General features: G+C 38.5%; 22 protein-coding genes. 13 read left to right on the top strand and 9 right to left on the bottom strand.

Features of this window, described 5'->3' with window-relative positions; all coding sequences use genetic code 11:
• Nucleotides 1-64: 64 nt before the first annotated feature.
• From NU09_RS15330 to NU09_RS15320, 3 genes are all read left to right on the top strand, one after another.
• Nucleotides 65-781 (top strand): YoaK family protein, encoded by a 717-nt coding sequence (locus NU09_RS15330; protein ID WP_129752185.1) that lies wholly within the window; start codon nucleotides 65-67, stop codon nucleotides 779-781.
• A 117-nt stretch (nucleotides 782-898) separates the two neighbouring features.
• Entirely contained in the window at nucleotides 899-1,738 is an 840-nt protein-coding gene (locus tag NU09_RS15325; protein ID WP_129752184.1) for an alpha/beta fold hydrolase, read from the top strand.
• A 7-nt stretch (nucleotides 1,739-1,745) separates the two neighbouring features.
• Nucleotides 1,746-2,897, top strand: coding sequence for an alpha/beta hydrolase-fold protein (locus tag NU09_RS15320; protein ID WP_129752183.1), 1,152 nt, complete (start codon nucleotides 1,746-1,748; stop codon nucleotides 2,895-2,897).
• Nucleotides 2,898-2,951: 54 nt separating this feature from the next.
• Here NU09_RS15320 and NU09_RS15315 read toward each other — a convergent pair whose 3' ends face one another.
• Both NU09_RS15315 and NU09_RS15310 read right to left on the bottom strand, forming a co-directional pair.
• Nucleotides 2,952-5,096, bottom strand: a complete 2,145-nt coding sequence (locus NU09_RS15315; protein WP_129752182.1) for a glycoside hydrolase family 97 protein — start codon at nucleotides 5,094-5,096, stop codon at nucleotides 2,952-2,954.
• 88 nt (nucleotides 5,097-5,184) lie between these two features.
• Nucleotides 5,185-5,406: a YqaE/Pmp3 family membrane protein gene (locus NU09_RS15310; protein WP_317125781.1), complete on the bottom strand. Its 222-nt coding sequence runs from the start codon at nucleotides 5,404-5,406 to the stop codon at nucleotides 5,185-5,187.
• Nucleotides 5,407-5,520: 114 nt separating this feature from the next.
• Here NU09_RS15310 and NU09_RS15305 point away from each other — a divergent pair, with 114 nt between their 5' ends.
• A complete protein-coding gene (locus NU09_RS15305; RefSeq protein WP_129752181.1) occupies nucleotides 5,521-6,405 on the top strand; it encodes a DUF1080 domain-containing protein in 885 nt (294 codons plus the stop codon).
• Here NU09_RS15305 and NU09_RS15300 read toward each other — a convergent pair.
• The 4 genes from NU09_RS15300 to NU09_RS15285 all read right to left on the bottom strand — a co-directional run bounded on the left by NU09_RS15300 (nucleotide 6,393) and on the right by NU09_RS15285 (nucleotide 10,847).
• The gene (locus NU09_RS15300; RefSeq protein WP_129752180.1) at nucleotides 6,393-7,370 is read right to left on the bottom strand and encodes a sugar phosphate isomerase/epimerase family protein; all 978 of its coding nucleotides are present in this window, start codon (nucleotides 7,368-7,370) and stop codon (nucleotides 6,393-6,395) included. The genes NU09_RS15305 and NU09_RS15300 overlap by 13 nt on opposite strands.
• Nucleotides 7,371-7,427: 57 nt before the next feature.
• A complete protein-coding gene (locus tag NU09_RS15295) occupies nucleotides 7,428-8,480 on the bottom strand; it encodes an Omp28-related outer membrane protein (RefSeq protein WP_129752179.1) in 1,053 nt (350 codons plus the stop codon).
• Nucleotides 8,481-8,532: 52 nt separating this feature from the next.
• Nucleotides 8,533-9,267: a T9SS type A sorting domain-containing protein gene (locus NU09_RS15290; protein ID WP_129752178.1), complete on the bottom strand. Its 735-nt coding sequence runs from the start codon at nucleotides 9,265-9,267 to the stop codon at nucleotides 8,533-8,535.
• Between the two features lie 101 nt (nucleotides 9,268-9,368).
• On the bottom strand, nucleotides 9,369-10,847 hold the full coding sequence (locus NU09_RS15285) for a T9SS type A sorting domain-containing protein (protein WP_129752177.1): 1,479 nt from the start codon (nucleotides 10,845-10,847) through the stop codon (nucleotides 9,369-9,371).
• A gap of 316 nt (nucleotides 10,848-11,163) precedes the next feature.
• Between NU09_RS15285 and NU09_RS15280 the strand changes: the two genes are divergently transcribed.
• Nucleotides 11,164-11,640 carry a TlpA family protein disulfide reductase gene (locus NU09_RS15280; RefSeq protein ID WP_129752176.1) on the top strand — a complete coding sequence of 159 codons (477 nt, stop codon included), beginning with the start codon at nucleotides 11,164-11,166 and terminating at the stop codon, nucleotides 11,638-11,640.
• Between the two features lie 4 nt (nucleotides 11,641-11,644).
• Nucleotides 11,645-13,342, top strand: coding sequence for a DUF6029 family protein (locus NU09_RS15275; protein WP_129752175.1), 1,698 nt, complete (start codon nucleotides 11,645-11,647; stop codon nucleotides 13,340-13,342).
• A gap of 79 nt (nucleotides 13,343-13,421) precedes the next feature.
• On the opposite strand, the gene NU09_RS15270 is transcribed toward NU09_RS15275, so the two are convergent.
• On the bottom strand, nucleotides 13,422-13,736 hold the full coding sequence (locus NU09_RS15270; RefSeq protein WP_129752174.1) for an HPF/RaiA family ribosome-associated protein: 315 nt from the start codon (nucleotides 13,734-13,736) through the stop codon (nucleotides 13,422-13,424).
• A gap of 174 nt (nucleotides 13,737-13,910) precedes the next feature.
• Here NU09_RS15270 and NU09_RS15265 point away from each other — a divergent pair, with 174 nt between their 5' ends.
• The 6 genes from NU09_RS15265 to NU09_RS15240 all read left to right on the top strand — a co-directional run bounded on the left by NU09_RS15265 (nucleotide 13,911) and on the right by NU09_RS15240 (nucleotide 19,381).
• Nucleotides 13,911-14,504, top strand: coding sequence for a TetR/AcrR family transcriptional regulator (locus NU09_RS15265; RefSeq protein WP_242501889.1), 594 nt, complete (start codon nucleotides 13,911-13,913; stop codon nucleotides 14,502-14,504).
• A 49-nt stretch (nucleotides 14,505-14,553) separates the two neighbouring features.
• A complete protein-coding gene (locus tag NU09_RS15260) occupies nucleotides 14,554-15,717 on the top strand; it encodes an acetyl-CoA C-acyltransferase (protein WP_129752173.1) in 1,164 nt (387 codons plus the stop codon).
• A gap of 1 nt (nucleotide 15,718) precedes the next feature.
• Nucleotides 15,719-16,150: a PaaI family thioesterase gene (locus NU09_RS15255; RefSeq protein ID WP_129752172.1), complete on the top strand. Its 432-nt coding sequence runs from the start codon at nucleotides 15,719-15,721 to the stop codon at nucleotides 16,148-16,150.
• A 4-nt stretch (nucleotides 16,151-16,154) separates the two neighbouring features.
• Nucleotides 16,155-17,399 (top strand): beta-ketoacyl-ACP synthase II, encoded by a 1,245-nt coding sequence (gene fabF, locus NU09_RS15250; protein WP_129752171.1) that lies wholly within the window; start codon nucleotides 16,155-16,157, stop codon nucleotides 17,397-17,399.
• A 24-nt stretch (nucleotides 17,400-17,423) separates the two neighbouring features.
• A complete protein-coding gene (locus NU09_RS15245) occupies nucleotides 17,424-18,161 on the top strand; it encodes an SDR family oxidoreductase (RefSeq protein ID WP_129752170.1) in 738 nt (245 codons plus the stop codon).
• Nucleotides 18,162-18,310: 149 nt separating this feature from the next.
• A complete protein-coding gene (locus NU09_RS15240) occupies nucleotides 18,311-19,381 on the top strand; it encodes a mechanosensitive ion channel family protein (RefSeq protein WP_129752169.1) in 1,071 nt (356 codons plus the stop codon).
• A gap of 28 nt (nucleotides 19,382-19,409) precedes the next feature.
• On the opposite strand, the gene NU09_RS15235 is transcribed toward NU09_RS15240, so the two are convergent.
• Entirely contained in the window at nucleotides 19,410-20,669 is a 1,260-nt protein-coding gene (locus NU09_RS15235; protein WP_129752168.1) for an aspartate kinase, read from the bottom strand.
• Nucleotides 20,666-21,139 carry a GNAT family N-acetyltransferase gene (locus NU09_RS15230; protein ID WP_129752167.1) on the bottom strand — a complete coding sequence of 158 codons (474 nt, stop codon included), beginning with the start codon at nucleotides 21,137-21,139 and terminating at the stop codon, nucleotides 20,666-20,668. Before NU09_RS15230 ends, NU09_RS15235 begins: the two co-directional genes overlap by 4 nt.
• Nucleotides 21,140-21,251: 112 nt before the next feature.
• On the opposite strand from NU09_RS15230, the gene fbp reads away from it, so the two are divergent.
• Nucleotides 21,252-22,259 (top strand): class 1 fructose-bisphosphatase, encoded by a 1,008-nt coding sequence (gene fbp / locus NU09_RS15225; RefSeq protein WP_129752166.1) that lies wholly within the window; start codon nucleotides 21,252-21,254, stop codon nucleotides 22,257-22,259.
• The last annotated feature ends 15 nt before the right edge of the window (nucleotides 22,260-22,274 follow it).

Here is a 22,274-nt window from a genome sequence, read left to right as displayed (position 1 = left end):
ATGTAATGAATGTTAAAATAATGCTTTGAAAAGACTATTTTTATTCTGCAAAAATTAGAAATAAATGTTTCGTCATAAAGGTAAAAGAAGGTCGTATGGGCATAACCTCAGGTTAGCATCTGTTTTATCTTTTGTGGCTGGAATCGTAAACATAGTAGGACTATTATCGGTAAATGTCCTTACAACAAATGTAACAGGACATTTTGCTTTCTTTTCAAGGACTTTTGTGAGCGAAGAGTTTTCAAATGCGGTTATTTACCTTTGGTTTCTGGTAAGTTTTCTTGCCGGTGCTTTTTGTTCCAATCTTATAAGTGAGAATATTGTCCGCAAAAGAGAAAACCTCTCCTATGTTGTTCCTATTCTGCTTGAAATTATTCTTTTGGTTTTGGTGGCTACTTTGCATTTTAATCAGCCTAATGTCATAGCTTGTATTCTTCTGTTTGCGATGGGATTGCAAAATGCTTTGGTAACCAAGGTGTCACAATCAGTCGTAAGAACGACACACTTAACAGGGGTGTTTACAGACTTGGGTATCGAATTGTCTCAGCTATTGTTTTACAGAAAGACCAATGAGAACTTTGCCCTTAAAAAAAGTATTTATTTAAAAGTGGCTATTATAGTATGTTTCTTTGCCGGAGGGATAGTAGGTGGTTTTGTTTACTATTACTTAAAACTGAAAGTACTTTTTATAGCAAGTTCGGGTCTGGTATTAGCTTTGCTTTACGATTACATATTGCTCAAATTCTATCTTATTAAAAGGAAGGTACTACACAGCTACTAATGTAACTTTCATGTCTGTTATTCTTTTTGATGACCCGATTACCCCTTTTTATTGACCTGTTACCACCTCTTTTGTTAAAATAGAGAAAGTTACATTTGTTAAGAAAAAAAGAAGTGTATGAGTCGTATTACTTATTTATTAATTTTGATGGTATCGTTATTATTTACTAAAATGAGTTCACAAACCAATCAGGGACAATTTGCAACCGTTAACGGACTGGAAATGTATTATGAAATACAAGGCAGTGGGAGTCCGCTCGTGTTAATTCACGGAGGCGGTTCCACCATTAATTCCACTTATGGGAATGTCTTGTCACAATTTGCCAAAAAACATAAAGTAATAGCTGTGGAGCTTCAGGCACACGGACGGACTAAAGACAGGGGAGTGCCCCTTAGCTTTGAGCAGGATGCCGACGATGTAGTGGCACTGCTACAACAACTGGCCATTGCAAAAGCAACTGTTATGGGTTTTAGTAACGGAGGGACTACCGCGTTACAGATTGCCATTCGCCATCCGGAAGTTGTAGACAAGCTGATATTATGTTCGGCGGCTTACAGCAGGGCCGGCTTGATTCCCGGTTTTTTTGAAGGAATGAAACAGGTAACTATAGATATGATGCCTGCACAATTGAAGGAGGCTTTTCTACAGGTGAATCCTGATAAGGCAGCACTACAGGTTTCTTTTGACAGGGATGTGGAACGTATGCTTAATTTTAAGGATATACCGGAAGAAATGATTAAAGCTGTAAAAGTACCTGCCCTTGTTATTAATGCGGATAAGGATGTAATAATAACCGAACATGCCATGGCATTATCACGTTTACTGGCCGATGCACAGTTAACCGTTTTGCCGGGAGCACATGGGGAGTATATAGGCGAAGTGTGCTCTGTAAATAAGGCTAGCAACGAATACAAATTAACCGTTGAGCTGATAGAGGAATTTTTAGCCGACAAATAGCTAACGTATGAAATTTAGACTGATAGCATTTTTAGTACTGTTTTTTTCTGTTTCCGGGTTTGGACAACAAACAGATACGCTTACATTTTATTCCGAAGCCTTTAAAGGGGAGAGGAGTATTTATGTAAAAACACCGGCACAGTATAAATATGGTTCTGAGTCAGTACGTCTGCCGGTAATATACGTGCTGGACGGACAGCATGAATGGTTTGTTAACCCAATGCTTAACGATATAGAGTATTTACAGTATACGCATGAGATACCACAGGCTATTATCGTGGTAATTCCGTTAACAGACCGTATACAGGAATGCGGAATAGATAATCTTGAAGCAATATTGCCCCTTCATACTTTTATAACCGAAGAGATTAACGAAGAAATTAAACAATATCATCCGGGCAACTACAGGGTGATAGTGGGACATTCTTTTTCGGCTTCTTTTGCGTTGTATTCCTATTTCCATGCGCCGGAGTTTTATTCGGCAGTAATGGCTCATTCCCCTTATGACAGTTTAGAAAAGCTGGTTACAGCAATGGATAAGAATGAGGGGATAAATAAATCGGATATCTTTATTTCAATAGGAAGTATAGCTGAGGTAAAGGACTATAACCACAGGAAAAAATATGATGAGCTAAAAGCTAAGTACCCTTCCTTTTTTAAGGCAGTAAACCTTTTTGAGGCCGATGACTCCACTCATAATGCTGTGCCTATAACAGCAGGCCCTACGTTTTTTACTAAGGCTTTCTTTAATTTCAGTGCCAGGTTTGCTTCTATAGCAAAAGTTGACAGGGAATATAAGATTATAGAAAAACCCCTAACAGTAAAAGAGGAAGAAGAGAAGATGCTTAAGGCATCTATGCTGCGGGATTATTTTTACGCCCCTGAAATTGCTGAGATAAACGGTATGGCTTCGCGATACCTTGCCAGCGGATATAACTACCATGCCATAAGGCTTTATGAAACGGGGGTTAAGTATTACCCCAACTATTATGAGTTTTATCTTTCATTATACCAACTACTGGAACCTATAGATGTTAAAAGGGCAAAGCCTAATTTAGAGAAGGCAGAACTCCTTTTGCAGCAAATGGAACCGCGCACAGAGGATAACTTAAAATTATTGCAGGAAATAAAAGAGATCCGTAACAAGAAAAGATGGTAATAAAAAAGCCCTTTCAGTCTGAAAGGGCTTTTCTTTATATATAAATGTACTTTATTACAATTTGTCTAAACCTTTAGTTTCAACTTTTGTAGCTTCTACTATACTAACTGCATAACCACCACCGGGCGCCACAAACTGAGACAGTTTTGATTTGTTGGTTACGATACCTTTGTAGATAAAATAAGCCTGTGGGTTGGTTTTGTAATGTGCGTTATTGGCATCTGCATAAACAGTAGCTATATAGGTTTTCCCTTTATCAAGGAAGTCAAGCTTAATGTTAGATGTACGTGCATCATATCCGCCTACACTACCCACAAACCAGTTGTTAGTGCCTTTTTCCTTACGGGCAGCAGTAATATACTGGCCAGGCTCTGCTTCAAGGTATTTGCTGTCATCCCACTCTACAGGAACATCTTTAATGAACTGGAATGCATCCAGGAACTGATTGTAATGTTCCGGCATGTCGGCAGCCATTTGTAGAGGACTGTACATTGTAACATATAACGCAAGCTGATTTGCCAGTGTACTGTTTACATGTGAGTTATTGTTAGGGCTGAATTTGCTTATTTCCATTTCAAATATACCCGGAGTATAATCCATTGGCCCGCCAATAAGGCGTGTAAAAGGAAGTAAGGTAACATGGTTAGGCTTGCTTCCGCCAAATGCCTGATATTCTGTTCCTCTCGCCGATTCGTTACCAATAAGGTTAGGGTAGGTACGGCAAATACCTGTAGGCCTTACAGCCTCGTGAGCATTTACCATTATTTTATATTGTGCTGCTTTTTCTATTGCATACTGATAGTGGTTTACAATCCATTGGCTGTAGTGATTTTCGCCTCTTGGTAATATATTGCCTACATAACCGCTTTTTACGGCGTCATAGCCGTTATCTTTCATAAACTTGTAGGCAGCATCCATATGGCGCTCATAGTTGCGTACAGAGGATGAGGTTTCATGGTGCATAATCATTTTTATACCTTTTGATTTGGCATAATCCCTTATTCCTTCCACATCAAAATCAGGGTAAGGAGTTACAAAATCAAAAACGTAGTCTTTAGAATGGCCAAACCAGTCTTCCCAGCCAACGTTCCATCCTTCTACAAGTACTGCATCAAAACCGTGTTTAGCGGCAAAGTCAATATATTCTTTTACGTGAGCTGTATTTGCTCCGTGTTTTCCGTTAGGGGTAGCTTTGGCATAATCAGTAACGCCAAGCTGTACAGAAGGGAAATCATCTGTATAAGCCCATGTACTTTTACCGGTAATCATTTCCCACCACACACCTATGTATTTTACAGGTTTAATCCATGAAGTATCGTCTATTTTACAAGGGTCGTTAAGGTTTAAGGTCATTTTAGAGGCTAATATATCGCGCGCATCATCACTAACAATTACTGTACGCCAAGGTGTGCTGCGCGGAGCCTGCATATAACCTTTATCGCCTTTAGCATCCGGAGTTAACCATGATTCAAAAGTCATGTTTTTGTCATTCAGGTTAAGATGCATACAGGCATAGTCTATAAGTGCTGCTTCATGCAGGTTGATGTAAATACCGTCTGCACTTTTCATCATAAGCGACGTTTGTACACCTGTAGGAGAAAAAGAAGTCTGTGAAACATTAGCAGTAATCGATTTTTCCATCAGGCCTCTTATTTCACTAAGCTTTGATGTTGTATAATCATATTCCTGAGTATCATAATCTCCCGGAATCCAGTAAGCCGTATGGTCACCTGCCATTGCAAATTGTGTTCTTTCCTCTTTTATTACAAAGTATACAAGGTTTTTTTGCTGGGGGAATTCATACCTGAAACCCAGTCCGTCATCAAACAGTCTGAAGCGGATAACCATTTCTCTGTCGGTACCTTTTTGGTTAAGTGATATGGCAAGTTCGTTATAATGGTTTCTTATAGCTTTTACTTCGCCCCAAACAGGAGTCCAGTTTTCATCAAAAGTTGAGGTTTTTGTGTTGGTAACGGTAAAATCATTAAGTAATGATTTTTCTTCTTTTTTAAGCTCAAATCCCAGTTTACTTGGTTTTATTACATCTTTTCCTTTATAGGTTAGTGAGTAAGAAGGGGTTCCGTCTTTTTCAAGCGAAAATCTGAGCGTAAAATTTCCGTTAGGAGATTTAAGTTCCTGTGCACGGACACTAGCGATAGCTGCCAGGCAGAAACATAAGGCGAAAATTACTTTTTTCATTGTTTTTATTAATAGATGATAGTTAAAGAAATATATTGATCCCTGAGGTAAGGGGATAATATCGGTACAAAGATAAGCTTACGGTTGCTTATCGTTTAGGCATTGCTGCTATAATTTTGCGCGTTCTTCTGTCGGCATACATTCTGTTTAAAGAGGTAAAGGCCCATATAAAGGCAGGAAGCCACCCTATTATGGTTATCTGGAGTATAAGGCACACTATACCCGAGAGTATTTTACCCTGCAAAAACAGAGAAAGCCAAGGCAGAAAAAAAGCTATTACATAACGCATAATCAAAAAATATGAAGGCATAAAAATAATAGTTATAGCTGCTATTTGCAAATTAAGTATAACGATATGATTGTTTTAGCGTAGATTATGTTGAAAATAAAAACTATATTTCGCGTTTTGTAAAATCTATCTTACATGTTTAGAGCTATTCTTACTACTGTTTACTTCTGTTTTTGCGCCATCTGTTTTATAAGTTGTGGAAAGCAGCAGGAAGAAGGATGGACAAATCTTTTTGATAAGGATATGTCGCAATGGGGAAAATACCTAAGCTATAAGCACACAAATGAATATAATGGCAGCCTTCCTGTAAATGCTAATGGCGATACCATACAGCCTTTGGGTTATAACAATGATCCGGAAGGTGTATTTACCATGATAGAGGAGAATGGTGAGCCTGTTTTAAGGGTTAGCGGAGAGCGATATGGCTGTGTGTTTACCAAAGAGGAATTTGAAAACTATCATTTAAAGGTAAAAGTGAAGTGGGGCGATAAGAAATGGATTCCCCGTGAAGACAAATTAAAAGATTCAGGCATATTATATCATTCTGCTGGAGATGCCGGAAAGGATTACTGGAGAGCATGGATGCTTTCGCAGGAATTTCAGATAATGGAAGGACATATGGGAGATTATTGGAATATAGCCAATTCTGCCATAGACATAAGAGCTTTTTTGCCTGAAGGTATGATGAATGCTGTTGCAGGAAATAATCAGTCTTTTTTGCCTATGGGTACGGGTTCTCAATATGGAGGGTTTTGCCTTAGAAGCGAAAACAATGAAAGTCCTGACGGAGAGTGGACAGAGCTTGAGCTTGTTTGTTATGGCGATAAAAGCCTGCATATAGTTAACGGAAAAGTAGTGATGGTACTGCAAAACTCGCGTTATGTGGAAAATGGCGAAAGCTTTCCGCTTACAAAAGGAAAAATCCAGTTACAGAGCGAAGCTGCCGAAACGTATTTTAAGGATGTAAAAATTAAAAAGCTTAACGGGCTGCCCGAAGAATATACTTCTTATTTCAACTGATTTGCGGCTTTAAGCAAAAGAGCTTTGGTTGCCAGGATTCCCTCTTCTTCACTTAATCTGTTGCCTTCATATTCTACACCAATAAAACCATTATAGCCTGCGTCTTTCACAATTTTAAGCATCCTGTAATAGTCTATGGTAGTCTCATCGCCTTTTTCATCAAAATCATAAGATTTGGCGCTAACGCCATAAGCAAAAGGCATCATTTCGAGTGTTCCCTTATAGCGGTCGTATTCTTCTATGCATGGGGAACCCCAACGCTCGCCATTTTTTCTTTTTACACAAAAGTTACCAAAGTCAGGTAACAGGCCACAGTTCCTTTTATTGATGGATCGTATTACCTGTATAAGTTTTTCTGCGTCGGATGATAAGCCACCGTGATTTTCAACTATAATATTAACGCCACTTTTAGAAGCATAACGTGAAAGTTGACTTAAGCCGTCGTAAGAGGCGGCCTGCCATTTATGAAAGTCATGCTCTGTTCCGGTGCCAAAAAGATTTACCCTTATGGAGTGGCAACCCAGTTCGGCAGCTGCATCTACCCATTTTGAATGATTAGAAACGGCCTGGTCGCGTTCTTTTTTATCAGCAGCAGCCAGTTCACCTTCATTATCTACCATTATCAATACATTCTTTATTCCCTGGTCATTGCTTCTAAGTTTTAGCTCCCTAACCAGTTTTGCCAGTGAGGCTTTTTGATTGCTTTCATCAAGCTGATAAAGCTGGGAAACATATTCTATACCTTCAAAACCTAATTCTTTAGCCTTTTTTGCAAAATCCAGGTTAGAAAGTGTTTTGGTTTCCTGTATAGCCTTATGCAGCGACCATTGTGCCAAAGATAATTTAAAGAAGGGTTTTTCTTCAGGGTTTTCAAATAGGCTGAATAGTGAAGGAATAATGTTTCCTGCCAGACCGGTTGCTATTCCGGCTTTTCCGGTTGCTGATATAAAATTACGTCGGTTCATAATGATAGAAATAAAAAAGCCTCCCGTTTGGGAGGCTTTAAAAGTATAAAATATTTTTTATAACTCTTCAAATTCCTGAACAACACCCGGTAATGCACTTCTTACGTTAAGCGAATTGCCGTTTTCATCTGTAACAAAAGCTACAAACTCAATGTTTGCTGCATTTTCAACCGTAGCTGGTACAGTAACATTAAATGATTTAGTATAAACATTTGCTAAATAGGTTTGAGAAGTTTCTATATTTTCGCCAAGTAATGGAGTAATACATTCTCTTAAAACATGGTTATGTTCAAAATCCTCTAGTATATCAGCACCGCCATAATAAGTAGTGTAGTTATGCTGCTCATGTATAAGTCCGTTTTCAAGAACATACACTACTAATTTAAGTCCGCTAAAGTCTTTACCAAACTTAACCTTAACATCAATGTTTATATTTCCGTTATCAACAGTAGAGCTTAATGCCAGTCCAAGCTTAGGGTTTTCTCCCTGGGTAAGGTTTACGGCCTGGGCAATATTGTTAGTTTCCAGTGCTCGCCATTTTGTAAACCTGTTAAGGTATCCTTTAGGATATCCGGCAGCTCCAAGTAAATTTTCAAGTTCACTACTATCATAGGTATATGGGTCGTAATTAGCACTTGCTGGGTTTAGGCTTGATCTGTGTATAGCAACAGCAACAAAATTTTCTGTCTGCTCTTTTACAAGTTCAATAGCATGGGCAACCCTAGGGCAGAAGCCACACCATGTACCTGTATAATCTTCAATAAGAAGGCGTTTTTTGAAATTAATTTCAGAGCCGTCATGAAAATATACCGTAACATCGTCTGATAAAACACCTAAATATTCAGCTTTAACCTCAAAATTTCCTACAGTTTGTGAAGTAAAGGTATAACCTTCAATAGCATTTCCGTCTATAAAGATGGTGCTTAAAGAAGTTATGTCCTCTCCGTCTTTGTCCCTAACTGTAAAAGTAATAGGGTCTCCAATTTTTCTTGACGAAAAGTCGGCAGTTAATATGTGTGTTTCAATAGAATCTAATATTAAATAATCAGATGAACATGAACTTAATATTAAAGCAAGAACTGAAAAAAAAGAGAATAGTATGCGTTTCATTTGCTGTTTTAAATATTACAAAACCTACCTATTGGAAATACCGGTTTTCAAATTAATTTTTTACAAGTTTTATTTGAGTCGACTTTTTGTCTTCAGTCATAAACTTAGCGATATAAACAGCTGAATTCAGAGATGAAAGATCGATTGTCTGAGATCCGTTTTCAACAGAGGCTGTTTTAACAACTTTACCGTTAATATCATACACTTGTAATGTAGCATTAACTGTTGCATCAATATTAAGGGAATTGTTTATCACTGTATTGTTTACAGTTATTCCCATATTTTTTAGAGTTTCAAAATCATTAACACCAGCAGTTGGTGAATATATGTAAGTAAAAGATACTAATTCATTTAGAGGATCTCCGTTTTCGTCTGTTTCAAGTACAGTAAATGAATACTGTACAGGGCCTTCACCATTTCCGGGGTCAGAACTATAAAAATGATCGGCTTCAGAGGTTGAAGTGTTAGGGTTAAGAGCTACTATGTCTCCAGGAGGATAGCTAACACCAGCTGTTACGCCTGTGTAACAAATCTCTAAAACACAAAACTGTAAATTGTCTCCGGTATTATTACCAAGAGTTGTGTTAAGCACCTCATCAACTCTTATTTTTACATAAACCGTTTCAGTTGTTGATGTATTGTTGATTAGGATAGGAAGCTCAGTTCCCGGAGTGTTATAAGTAAAAGTTTCTCCATCCTCAAAAGGTATTCCTTCATGAGTTACAGTTATCTGAGCGTTAACTGACCCTAAACAAAGTAATCCTGCTAAAAGTAATAATTTTTTCATCTGTGTAATTTTAACATTTAAGCTATTTTTTTTAAGTAAAAAGGCTATCAGGAACTGTTAGATTCCCGATAGCTTTTATAAGGTGTATTTCTGTTAAGAAATTATTTTATAACAACTTTCTCAATTCTTTCAGTGCTTGTACCTTTTATTTTAGCAATGTACATACCTGCCTGAAGAGAACTTAAGTTTACTGAGTCACCATTGTTAATGTTTGATGCTGTAAACACTACCTTACCTGTTAGGTCAACAATTGATACATTAACTGCTTCTTGTGTAGCAAAGTTAAGTATACCGTTTGTAGGGTTAGGGTATATTGAGAATTTAGCTGTTTCAAAAGTCTCATTTCCTAAGATACCATTTGTTTTGAATGCAGACTCGGTAGTAAGTTCATCACCAAAATTAAGAGATCCAACTATTTTTTGGAATATAGAAACAGTACCATCATGGCTGAAAATTTCAATACCGTGTTGTGTAGATCCATATATCCATCCGTCACCAAATCCATCATACATTACAACAGAGTAGCAGTCAATAGCTTCCGGTAATACTACATAATGAGTTTTTGTAGTGTTAGCATCTGGTCCTCCTGCACCATATTCATCCTCATCACCTGGTTGATAAGGACCACCGTTGGCAACAGTTGTACCGTTACTGTCTTTAATAGCCCAAGAAACTTCACTTGGATAATTGTCTGTGTAAACTTTTACTACTGCATTGATTGAAGTTTCATTAGCTTCAACAATATTGAAGTTGTTGTTAGCCGCACTGTATGGAGCAGCACCATTAATACTTGCTATTTCTACTGTATATTCGCCTGTAGCATATGCTGCATCATCAAATGTTACAGTTGCAGAAGCATATGTTGCAACATTACCAGTATATTCTTTAGTAGCTACAACTTCATTAGAACTATTTTTAATGTTAAATGTAGCTGATGTAATAGCATTTGTACCATAGTTTGTAAAAGAAGCTGAAGCAGCAGCATTACTGTTAGCAACACAAACTCTTAAATCTTCACTTTCTATTTTAGCGTGATTTGAAGCACCTGTAAGAGTACCACAAACATTCATACTGTTTATGATGTTTTGGATATTACCCATCTGGCTGTTTGGTATTTGTACATAAGTACCGTCCGGGCATATTCTGTATAAAGAAGGGAAGCCTGTTAATCCTACCGCATTTATAAGGTTATCATCGTTAATGATAGGATAAGGTACACCTTCTGTCCAATCTCCAATTGGTGGGCGTGGCGGGCTGTAGTTTATTGAAGTTCCTTCTCCGTAAAGATTGTTTGCAGGAGTCCAAGGATCTCCTTCAACGAATATAACAACAACTTCATCAGAACCTCCTGGGCCATAAGTTTCATATATCTTCTCTAATGTATGAGCATTATGGAAGTTCCAGCATGGTGCACACCATGTTGCAGAAATATCTAACAGAACAGTTTTGCCCTCTGCAAGATAATCCTGTACAGAATGCATGTTTCCGTTAATATCCTCTGCCTCGAAAGTAGGGAACTGCTGAGCTTTCGCAGAGTAAGCCCCTAAAAGCATTAATCCTAAAAGTAAAGTTTTTTTCATGTAATGATGGTAGTTTTAAGTTAGTGTTTCCTATTTAATAATTTGTTTAACAAAAAAATAATTTGGAAAATTTTTCCGAAAGTATGTAAAAAATATTAACGGCAAAAAAAAAATCATTAAAAAATATAATTTGGCATCATTTTTAACAGTATTGTTGCTTAAACAGTGTCAAAAGTTTAGTAATCAGGCTATTTCTCTACTAAATTGGTAGGGTTTAGGTTTGTTTTTTTAAGAAAAAAAGTTCTGATTACTGTTAAAAAATTTTTAATATTGCGACCTGACTGGAAAACTGTAAATTAATAAAAATCAAATCGGAATGAAAAAGATTCTAATGTTATTTCTATTTCTTGGTTGTGCAGCTTATGCACAAAAGGAAATGCCAAATGTGACTATTAAATCGGCTGATAATAAAAGCTTTAATGTAAAAAACGATTTTTCTGAAAAAGATAAGATATATGTGTTCTCTTTTTGGGCAACATGGTGTGCTCCATGTATTAAGGAGCTGGACGCGATAAATGAAAAATATGCGCAGTGGTCTAAAGAGCTTGATATGGAAGTTGTTGCCGTGTCTGTAGACGATAGCCGTACGCAAAAAAGAGTTAAGCCTTTACTTAACGGAAAAAAATGGCCTTATCAGGTGCTTTTAGATACTAATCAGGATTTAAAAAGAGCATTAGGTATTGTTAATGTTCCTTACACGGTTGTTGTAAAAAACAAAAAAGTGGTTTATGTACATAATGGTTACAGTCAGGGAGCAGAAGAGGAATTGTACAATCAGTTGAAGAAGTTGTAGCCTGATGAAAAAAGTATTATTGCTGTTATTGCCGTTATCTTTTAGTGCCCCTTTATTTGCACAGGATGATGCTGAAGCTGAAAAGAAAGATTACGGTAAAGTATATGGTAGTTTTGAGTCCAACTCCCAATGGTATCTTAATGATAAGGAAAGGAATTTGCAACATCCTGAAGATCCGTTTAGGTCTAACAACTACCTGTATGTAAATTATCAGTATAAAAAATGGACGGCAGGTATACAGGGCGAAGCCTATGAGCCTAATGCACTGCTTAATTATAATCCCGGTTTTAAGGGAACAAATGTAGGTACTTACTATTTAAGCTATAAAACTGAAAAGTTTGAAGCTACTGCCGGGTATTTTTATGAGCAGTTTGGTAGCGGACTTTTGTTAAGGGCCTGGGAAGACCGTTCTTTAGGTATTAATACTGCACTTCGTGGAGGAAGGATTGTTTTCAGGCCTAGTGATAATGTTAGGCTAACGGCTCTTTATGGCCAGCAAAGAACCGGTTTTGATGTATCTGACGGAAAGATATACGGATTTGATTCTGATTTTAATCTTGACAAACTTCTTTCTTTTGAGGAGTCTGATCTTTCTCTAGGACTTACCTATGTTGGTCGCTATGAGAAGACATATATCCCGAATCCTAATTTTGACGAACTTACTAACGCAGTAGCGGGTAGGCTAAACTTTATTCACGGGTCTTTTTATCTTTCCACAGAGTATGACTTTAAACAGAAAGATGCCGTACTTGATGCGCAAAACACTATTAATAATGATTTTATTAAATCTGGAAATGCTGTTTTGCTAAATCTTGGGTACTCTGCAGATGGACTTGGTGTTGATGCTACTTTTAGGAGGATGGAGAATATGAGTTTCCTTTCTGAGAGGGAGCCAACCGTAGTTGACGCAACCTCTACAAGCTTAAACTTTAATGATAAGGTGCTTAATTTCACACCCGCTTTAACTAAACAGCATCATTCTAACCTTGCAAACATATATGTTTATCAGGCACAGGCTAAAGTGGATTTTCAAAGTGGTGAAATAATGAAAGCAGGTGAAACCGGAGGTCAGATTGATATTTTTTATGATTTTACTCCCGAAACTTTATTTGGAGGGAAATATGGTACTAACGTAGGTGTTAATGCTTCAAGCTGGTATAATCTTCCGGGAACTTACAGGCTTTATCCTTCTGAATATGATACCAAGTTCTTTGGTGTTGGTGAAAGATATTATACAGATGTTAACTTAGAGGTTAAGAAAAAGCTTTCAGAAAGCTGGCACACCGGTTTCTATTACGTTAACCAGTTCTATAATAAAGAATGGTTACAGGGAGGTGAAAAGGTACATACTAATATTGTAGCTGCCGAGGCTACTTATAACTTTGATCCGTCAAAATCTATACGTGTAGAAGGTGAGCACATGTGGGCCAATGCCGATTTTAAAAACTGGGCCGGAGGTACTGTAGAACTTAACCTTAACGATAAGTATTCTTTCTATGTATGGGATATTATTAACTACGGTAATGATGATTCTGAGAAAAGAAATAACTACTACAATTTTGGTGGTGCTTACCGTGTGGGTGCGTCAAGGTTTGCCGTTAACTACGGTAGGCAGCGTGGTGGTCTTGTATGTGTGGGCGGTGTTTGCCGCTTTGTGCCGGAGAGTACAGGTTTCTCTTTCTCTATAAGTACAGCATTCTAAAACTACTATACTTTACATACTTAATTAAAAAGCCGCTTCAGTTACTGAGCGGCTTTTTTTATTTAAGAGCATTAATTTTTTAATGCGTTTTCATTTTATCAAATGTTGTGTCTAACAGTTTCTTGATTTTGTCTAATGCACCGTCTATGGCTTTTTCAAGAGTGTTAGCATGATTGGTGGCAGCGACTGGCTGCATTCCGGCAATACGTGCTTCAATAGTACATTTTTTATCGGCATCGCCAGACTTGTGGCTGTTCTCATCACCTACATGAACTTCTATTCTGGTTACTTTGTCTTCAAAACGTTTAAGGGAGTTGGTAATTACTTCTCTAAAGTAAGTTTCCATTCTTTCATGTCCTTCAACATGGTTGTTTGTGTTTATCTGTATTTGCATAATTCTGAAATTTAAGGTTATTTCATTTTAATTATTTTTCCATCAAAAGGCTGATGTACTATGCAATTTACGAAATAAAAGTAGATTCGCTATTATAACATTTATTAAAAAAGATGTAAAAATATTTTGTAAATAATACCGATTGGTATAATTTTGTATCCTAGATTTTACACGATGTTGACCAAAGCAGAAAAGACAAGACAGTTTATAATTGAAAAAACGGCACCCATTTTTAACAGGAAGGGATATGCCGGAACTTCTCTTTCTGACATAACCGAGGCTACGGGATTAACCAAAGGAAGTATATACGGTAACTTTAAAAATAAGGATGAAGTGGCTATTGCTGCCTTCAATTATAATTTTGACCTGCTATCGGAATGGATAAAGGAGAAGAGGGATAATGAACCAGATCCTATTAAAAAGCTGAAAATATATATTAATGTCTTTTCAAACTTTACAGATAACCCTGTATTACGTTGGGGATGTCCCGTACTTAATTCGGCGACAGAAGTTGATGATACACACGTAGACCTGCGTGAGAACGTAGTTAATGCCATAAGGAAGTGGCATGACAGTATTGTTAAGGTTATAAATGACGGTAAAAAGAATGGCTTTATCAAGCCTGATGTTGACGCTTCTGCTTTTGGGTGGACTCTGGTAGCGCTTATAGAAGGTGGCGTTATGCTGGTTAAGGTTACAGGTAAAATAAACACGCTTAATGCTGCTATGAACCATGCAGAAAATATAATTGATGAATTAGCGATATAAATTTTTTTATTACAAAATATACCGATTGGTATAAAATAGAAATAATATTATGAAAGATGTATTTATAGTGGCTGCAAAAAGAACCCCAATAGGAGGGTTTTTAGGTAGCCTTTCGGGTTTTACTGCAACAGAGTTGGGTAAGATTGCTGTTGAGAGTATAGTGAATGAGATAGGGTTTCCAAAAGAGAAGGTAGACTCTGTATATATGGGAAATGTGCTTTCTGCAAATTTAGGGCAGTCCCCTGCAAGACAGGCTGCAGTATTTGCAGGATTGCCCGTGGAGGCAGATGCCACAACGGTAAATAAGGTTTGTGCTTCGGGACTAAAGGCTGTTATTACAGGAGCCCAGCAGATACAATTGGGAACCGATAATGCAGTTGTAGCAGGCGGAATGGAGAGCATGAGCAATGTTCCTCATCATACAACCCAGCGTAAAAGCACAAAACTTGGCAATACAGAAGTTATAGACGGTTTACTGAAAGATGGTCTGACTGATGTTTACAACAGTTTCCACATGGGGAATGCGGCAGAAATTTGTGCCAGGGAATACTATCTGTCAAGGGAAGATCAGGATGCTTATGCCTTACAGTCTTACGAGAAAGCTGCAAAAGCATTTAGCCAGGGTAAGTTTAATAATGAAATAATTCCTCTTACGGTTAACGGAACGACAATTACGGCAGACGAGGATGTGTATAAACTTATACCGGAAAAGGTAGCCAAATTAAAACCTGTTTTTGAAGAAGGAGGTACCATTACAGCTGCAAATGCCAGTAACCTTAATGATGGCGCTGCTGCCTTATTACTGGTTTCAGAAGAAATGATAAAGGAATATAACCTTAAACCACTGGCAAAGATTAAAGGTTATGCAGATGCCGCCCAAGCCCCCGAATGGTTTACCACATCGCCGGCGATAGCTATACCTAAAGCATTGCAACAGGCAGGACTTACCAAAGAGGATATTGATTACTATGAAATTAATGAAGCTTACGCTGCGGTGATACTGGCAAACAGTAAAATTCTGGATCTAGATATGGATAAGATAAATGTTTATGGAGGCGGTGTGGCTATGGGACACCCAATAGGCGCATCGGGGGCTAGGATAGTGGTAACGCTTTTATCTGTCCTTAAACAGGAAGGCGGTAAATATGGTGTTGCCGCAATTTGTAACGGAGGCGGAGGAGCCTCGGCATTAGTAATTGAAAATTTACAGTAATATGGAAAAGGCATCAGAATTCCTGAAACAGTTTTTGGGTAAAAAGGTAGAGAATTCACCATCAGCTTTTATGAACTGGTTAAATCCGGTTATGGTGGCTGTAGAGTCCGAAAGTCTCACATTTCAGTATACGGTAAGAAAAGAAATGACCAACCCGTTCGGGATACTCCATGGTGGGGTAACGGCAGCTATGATAGATGACGCCGTAGGAGCAACTTTTATAAGTATGGGCGAACCCTATTACCATATAACAGTAAATCTGGCTGTAGACTATTTTGCTTCGGCTCGTGAAGGGGATGTTATTACAGCAACATCTACAGTGATAAAAAAAGGAAAGCAGATTGTAAATGCACAGTGTGAGATATGGAATGAAGACCATACCAAACTCATAGCAAGAGGCTATACCAATCTGATAAAAACCGAAATAAAATAAATGTATGAAAAGAGTAGCCGTAACAGGACTTGGTGCCATTACCCCGTTGGGTAATTCGGTAGCGGAGTTTTGGCAGAATATAATAGCAGGTAAAAGTGGTGCCGGACCCATAACAAAATTTGATGCCTCTAAGTTTAAAACGCAGTTTGCCTGTGAGGTTAAGGGTTTTAATCCTGAAGATTATATAGAACGTAAGGAAATTAAGAAATATGATCTTTTTACCCAATATGCCATAGCTGCCACAGACGAGGCAATACAGGATGCAGGCCTGGATTTTAATACAATGACACAGGAGCAGCGATTTGATGTAGGTGTTATTTGGGCTTCGGGTAATGGTGGTATAGGTACGTTTGAAGAGCAGCTGGATGAGTTTCATAAAGGAGATGGTACACCACGTTTCAACCCGTTTTTTATCCCTAAAATGATTGTGGATATTGCAGCAGGTGTTATCTCAATACGCAATGGTTTACACGGACCTAATTATGCTACGGTTTCTGCCTGTGCCTCATCAAACACGGCGTTAATTGCTGCTTATGATGCCATAAGGCTGGGCAGGGCAAATATTATGATAGCGGGTGGTAGTGAAGCTGCCATAACTCCTGCTTCTATAGGAGGTTTTAATGCTTCTCAGGCACTTTCCAAACGCAATGATGACCCGCAGGGTGCCTCAAGGCCTTTTGATAGTAATAGGGACGGATTTGTTGCAGGTGAAGGTGCCGGTGCCCTTATACTTGAGGAATGGGACCACGCAGTTAGCCGTGGTGCAAAAATATATGCAGAATTGGCAGGTGGCGGTATGGCAGCAGATGCTTACCATTTAACAGCTACCCCTGCAGATGGTATAGGCGCATTGCTGGGTATGCAGAAAGCTCTTAACGATGCCGGACTTACACCCGATAAGATAGACTATATCAATACTCATGCTACGTCTACTCCGTTAGGGGATGTCAGTGAACTTACAGCGGTTAAAACACTTTTTGGTAATCATACTCCGGCTATAAGTGCGACAAAATCCATGACGGGACATTTACTGGGTGCTGCCGGCGCAATAGAAAGTATTATAAGTGTATTGGCAATACAAAATAATATTATCCCTCCTACAATCAATACACAAAACATAGACAATGCAATCCCTTCGGGGCTCAATATAATTACACAACAGGCTGTAAAAACTAAAGTGGATTATGTGCTTAACAACACTTTTGGCTTTGGCGGACATACAGCGAGTACCATTTTTAAGAAAGTTTAATTAATAATCCCAAATACTTTATATATGAAAACAACAGGAAATACCATTTTAATAACCGGCGGTAGTGCCGGTATAGGTCTTGAAATTGCAAGAAAGTTTGTACAGCAGGGCAACAAGGTGATAATTACCGGAAGAGATGCAGCAAGGCTTGAAAAAGCAAAAGCGGAATTAGGTAATGTAACCGCAATACAGTTTGATGTTACCAGTGCAGCTGATGCTGATGCTCTTACAGAAAGGATAAAAGCAGAATTTCCTGAGCTGAATATCCTGATCAATAATGCAGGTAGGGCACTTATACATAACCTGTCGGAATCAAGGTCGTATGATATAGCGGTGGACGAAATGACAACCAATTACTTTTCGGTACTCCGCCTTACCGATAAACTATTACCCTTACTAAAAGAACAAAATGAGGCAGCTGTATTGAATGTATCGTCTGTAGTTGCTTATGTGCCAACACAACACCTGCCAACTTATGCGGCTTCAAAAGCAGCACTTCATTCCTATACAACATCGTTGCGATTGGCTTTAAAAGATACTTCGGTTAAGGTGTTTGAACTAATGCCTCCTCTGGTTAATACTGAGCTTTCTAAAGAAATAGGAGGGGAGAATGGTATTGCTCCGTCAGTAGTGGCAGAGGATGTGCTGGATGCCATTGCAGGCAACAGGTATGAGATACGTACCGGACAAACAGAAGATGTTTACAAATTAAGCCTTGCCAATCCGGCTGAGGCACTAAAAGTTATGAATCCGGTAGCTTAAAGCTTTCTGAATATTTAATTGTGCAAAGCCAATACTTTAAGTGTTGGCTTTTGTTTTTCAGGTAATTATGTTAATATAATCTTTAATAAATTCTATAAGCCTGCTCGTTTTTCTAACTTTATCCGTCAACTTCTAAAAATACACGCCCAATGAATTTTTCTAATCTTGACACTAACCTCATAAAATTTATTGCAATAAGTGTAGTAGGTTTGGTAATTGTCTTTACCATAGTTTTTTATGTTCTTAAAAAGGTAGGTAAAAACCCTAAAAACATACTTCCTGTAAATTTTGCCCATCGCATAAAAATTCCGCTGGTTCTTTTTATAGCTGCGCTTGCCCTGCGAATAGGCGTAGCCAGTGATGTTTTTAACGAGAAAGCCTCGAAGGCAATAGCGCATATCGGGACACTATTGTTTATACTAAGTGTTACGTGGTTCCTAATAATTTTTGTAAAAGTGCTTAAGGCAAGCTTTGTAAAGAAGTATGATATCTCGGTGTCGGATAATCTTACCGCTCGCCGGGTATATACACAATTCTCCATACTGGAAAGGGTGGTGGTCTTTCTTATTATTGTATGCGCCATAGGAGTGGCACTTATGAGCTTTGAAAGCATACGGTCTATAGGGGTGAGTTTCCTGACCTCGGCAGGTATAGCAGGTATTATTATTGGTTTTTCGGCACAAAAAGCATTAGGGACATTATTGGCGGGTATTCAGATAGCGATTACACAACCCATACGGCTGGACGATGTGGTTATTGTAGAAGGTGAATGGGGAAGGATAGAGGAAATTACCTTAACCTATGTGGTGGTAAAGATTTGGGATAAACGCAGGCTGGTGGTGCCAACACCTTATTTTATAGAAAAACCCTTCCAAAATTGGACGCGCAATTCTGCTGAGATATTAGGGACAGTATTTATTTATACCGATTTTAAGGTGGAAGTTGATAAATTACGAACAGAGCTGACAAGGCTGTTGGAAGGTTCTGATTTATGGGACGGACAGGTAAATGTGCTTCAGGTTACAGATGCCCGCGAAAGGGTAATGGAAATAAGGGCGCTTATGAGTTCTAAGGATTCTTCCATCTCATGGGATTTGAGGGTTTATGTAAGGGAAAAGCTTATAGAGTTTATACAAAAGAATTATCCGGACAGCCTTCCGAGAACCCGTATAGCACTAAAGGAAAGTCCTAAAGAAGAAGATGATAAGAATGATGAATAAAAAAGCCCCTGAAAAGGGGCTTTTTGTATTAATTAAGTTCTTTTGTAACGATTTGTAATGTTTCGCGGCTTAGCTGTCTTACTAAAACTTCTCTGTTTTTAGTAACAGCATCGGCCGATTTGTCGTTAAAGTGGCGGATGGTATATAATGATACATCATCATTGTAAGTCACTTTAAATTTCTTTGAAAGAATTGTTTTAAGCTCATTAAAATTACCAAACTTATCATCTACACATACAGAGAAACTGATGGCAGAGTTCTGGATAAGGTGCACTTTCATTTTGTATTTATGCAGCAGGCTGAAAATCTCACTAATGTTTTCTTCCATAATGAAAGAGAAATCAAGGGAAGACAGCGATATGAGCAACTGGTCTTTCTTAACGATAAAGCACGATGTTTGCGGCTCTAAATCGGCACCTTTGCTTACGCTTGTTCCCGGTAATAACGGGTTGATAAACGATTTTACATAAAGAGGTATTTCCTTTTTTTGTAACGGTTGCAGCGTTTTAGGGTGAATAACCGAAGCTCCGTAAAACGCAAGCTCAATAGCTTCACGGTACGAAATCTGGTTAAGCAGCGTAGTGTTTTCAAAATACCTTGGGTCGGCATTAAGTACACCCGGTACATCTTTCCATATTGTTACGCTTTCTGCATTAAGGCAGTAAGCAAATATAGCGGCACTGTAGTCAGATCCTTCCCTTCCCAGTGTGGTTGTAAAGCTGTTTTCGTCAGACCCTAAGAAACCCTGAGTAATGTTAAGGGTTTTCTTTTTGATGCCTTTTTTAATGTTTTGTTGTGTCTGTTCCCAGTCAACAACCGCATCACGGTACGTGTTGTCTGTTTTAATAAGTTCCCTTACATCTACCCATTGGTTTTTAAGTCCGCTGTGGTTAAAGTAGTGGCTTACTATGGTAGTAGAGATAATCTCTCCCATACTGACAACCTGGTCGTAAACAAAGTTGTAGTTAGGCGATTTATTATGCTCAAGAAAATATTCAAGATCTTTAAAAAGAGTATTCACAGCAGCAAAAACCGCATGCTTTTCGTCGTCAAAAAGGTCAAGAAGTATTTGGTTATGATACTTCTTCACTTCCTGAATAGATGCCTTCAGTTCGGCCGACTTGTCAAAATAGTTCCTTACAACAACCTCCATGGCATTAGTGGTTTTGCCCATGGCAGAAATAACAACAAGCACATCTTCGTGCCCTACCTTCTGCAAAACATCATATACATTTTTAATGCCGTCAGCATCTTTTACCGACGCACCTCCAAATTTAAATACTCTCATAAATTAAGTGTAAACTTTGTAATTCCTTCTTCGTTCATCTGCACTGTTAGCCAGTCCTGAAAAACTGTTGCTCCGGATCGTTCATAAAAATCGATGGCGTGCTGGTTCCAGTTTAAAACCGCCCATTCCACACGGCGAACACCTTCATGCTTGGCAAACTTTATAACCTCTTTATAAAGCGCACTTCCGGCACCCGTACCGCGATGATTTTCTTTTACGATAAGATCTTCCAGGTGTATGGTTTTTCCTTTCCAGGTAGAATAACGGTAATAAAACAGCGCCATGCCTATAATCTCGTTGTCTTTTTCGGCAACAAAGGTTTTAAACAGGGGGTTAGGGCCAAAGCCATCTTTTACCAGTTCGTCAACAGTTACTACCACCGCATCAGGTTCCTTTTCAAATACTGCAAGTTCTTTTATAAGTTCCAGTGCGGCAGGCATGTCCTCTTTTTGTCCTTTTCGGATAACCATAAGCAAAATTTGAGGCAAAAATACATTCTATTTAGCTATCTTATAATAAATTATTATCATATCACAAAAATATCGATATTTGTGCCCTCAACACAACTACAACGTTATAGTAATGGAAGAACGCAACAAGACACTGGGGGAATTTATAATTGAAAAGCAGGAAGAATTCAAGTATTCTTCGGGCGAGCTGTCAAGGCTTATTAACTCGATACGATTAGCTGCAAAAGTGGTTAATTATAAGGTAAATAAGGCAGGACTGGTAGATATTGTAGGTGCTTTTGGTGAACAGAATGTACAGGGTGAAGACCAGCAGAAGCTTGATGTTTATGCTAATGAAACTTTTATGCAGACGCTTATAAACCGTGAAATTGTTTGCGGTATAGCCTCTGAAGAGAATGATGACTTTATAACAATTAAGGGTAAAGATGAGTCTAATAATAACAAGTATGTGGTGCTTATGGACCCGCTTGACGGTTCATCTAACATCGATGTGAATGTGTCGGTAGGTACGATCTTCTCGGTATACAGAAGGGTAACACCGGTAGGTACGCCTGTAACCATAGAAGATTTCCTTCAGCCGGGCGTTAACCAGGTAGCTGCGGGCTATGTAATTTACGGTACCTCTACCATGCTTGTTTATACTACAGGGCACGGGGTAAACGGGTTTACCTTAAACCCTGCAATAGGTACCTTTTACCTTTCGCACCCTAACATGCAGTTCCCTAAAGACGGGAACATCTATTCAATAAATGAAGGAAACTATGTTCATTTCCCTCAGGGAGTGAAAGACTATATTAAATACTGCCAGACTGAAGAGGAAGACAGGCCTTATACATCAAGGTACATTGGTAGCTTGGTATCTGATATTCATCGCAATATGATTAAAGGTGGTATTTATATTTACCCAACCAGCTCTAAGGCGCCTTCAGGAAAATTGAGACTGCTGTACGAGTGCAACCCTATGGCTTATTTAGCAGAACAGGCCGGAGGCAAGGCTTCAGACGGGTTTAACAGGATAATGGAAATAAAGCCAACCGAACTGCATCAGCGTGTTCCGTTCTTTTGCGGAAGCTACAATATGGTGGAAAAGGCAGAGGAGTTTATGGCAAAGTATAAGTAATAAAAAAAAGCCCCG

Origin of the sequence: Flavobacterium beibuense, from assembly GCF_004151245.1 — a bacterium.
Classification (GTDB): Bacteria; Bacteroidota; Bacteroidia; order Flavobacteriales; family Flavobacteriaceae; genus Flavobacterium; species Flavobacterium beibuense_A.
This window is presented reverse-complemented; position numbering and strand designations above follow the sequence as displayed.

Bases quoted from the DNA above. Each gene is read 5' to 3' on its own strand.
- NU09_RS15330 (WP_129752185.1), top strand. From the start codon at position 65: ATGTTTCGTCATAAAGGTAAAAGAAGGTCGTATGGGCATAACCTCAGG.
- NU09_RS15305 (WP_129752181.1), top strand. From the start codon at position 5,521: ATGTTTAGAGCTATTCTTACTACTGTTTACTTCTGTTTTTGCGCCATC.
- NU09_RS15270 (WP_129752174.1), bottom strand. From the start codon at position 13,736: ATGCAAATACAGATAAACACAAACAACCATGTTGAAGGACATGAAAGA.
- NU09_RS15290 (WP_129752178.1), bottom strand. From the start codon at position 9,267: ATGAAAAAATTATTACTTTTAGCAGGATTACTTTGTTTAGGGTCAGTT.
- NU09_RS15245 (WP_129752170.1), top strand. From the start codon at position 17,424: ATGAAAACAACAGGAAATACCATTTTAATAACCGGCGGTAGTGCCGGT.
- NU09_RS15315 (WP_129752182.1), bottom strand. From the start codon at position 5,096: ATGAAAAAAGTAATTTTCGCCTTATGTTTCTGCCTGGCAGCTATCGCT.
- NU09_RS15295 (WP_129752179.1), bottom strand. From the start codon at position 8,480: ATGAAACGCATACTATTCTCTTTTTTTTCAGTTCTTGCTTTAATATTA.
- NU09_RS15230 (WP_129752167.1), bottom strand. From the start codon at position 21,139: ATGGTTATCCGAAAAGGACAAAAAGAGGACATGCCTGCCGCACTGGAA.
- NU09_RS15255 (WP_129752172.1), top strand. From the start codon at position 15,719: ATGGAAAAGGCATCAGAATTCCTGAAACAGTTTTTGGGTAAAAAGGTA.
- NU09_RS15320 (WP_129752183.1), top strand. From the start codon at position 1,746: ATGAAATTTAGACTGATAGCATTTTTAGTACTGTTTTTTTCTGTTTCC.
- fabF (WP_129752171.1), top strand. From the start codon at position 16,155: ATGAAAAGAGTAGCCGTAACAGGACTTGGTGCCATTACCCCGTTGGGT.
- NU09_RS15265 (WP_242501889.1), top strand. From the start codon at position 13,911: ATGTTGACCAAAGCAGAAAAGACAAGACAGTTTATAATTGAAAAAACG.
- NU09_RS15310 (WP_317125781.1), bottom strand. From the start codon at position 5,406: ATGCCTTCATATTTTTTGATTATGCGTTATGTAATAGCTTTTTTTCTG.
- NU09_RS15260 (WP_129752173.1), top strand. From the start codon at position 14,554: ATGAAAGATGTATTTATAGTGGCTGCAAAAAGAACCCCAATAGGAGGG.
- NU09_RS15285 (WP_129752177.1), bottom strand. From the start codon at position 10,847: ATGAAAAAAACTTTACTTTTAGGATTAATGCTTTTAGGGGCTTACTCT.
- NU09_RS15280 (WP_129752176.1), top strand. From the start codon at position 11,164: ATGAAAAAGATTCTAATGTTATTTCTATTTCTTGGTTGTGCAGCTTAT.
- NU09_RS15235 (WP_129752168.1), bottom strand. From the start codon at position 20,669: ATGAGAGTATTTAAATTTGGAGGTGCGTCGGTAAAAGATGCTGACGGC.
- NU09_RS15300 (WP_129752180.1), bottom strand. From the start codon at position 7,370: ATGAACCGACGTAATTTTATATCAGCAACCGGAAAAGCCGGAATAGCA.
- NU09_RS15275 (WP_129752175.1), top strand. From the start codon at position 11,645: ATGAAAAAAGTATTATTGCTGTTATTGCCGTTATCTTTTAGTGCCCCT.
- NU09_RS15240 (WP_129752169.1), top strand. From the start codon at position 18,311: ATGAATTTTTCTAATCTTGACACTAACCTCATAAAATTTATTGCAATA.
- fbp (WP_129752166.1), top strand. From the start codon at position 21,252: ATGGAAGAACGCAACAAGACACTGGGGGAATTTATAATTGAAAAGCAG.
- NU09_RS15325 (WP_129752184.1), top strand. From the start codon at position 899: ATGAGTCGTATTACTTATTTATTAATTTTGATGGTATCGTTATTATTT.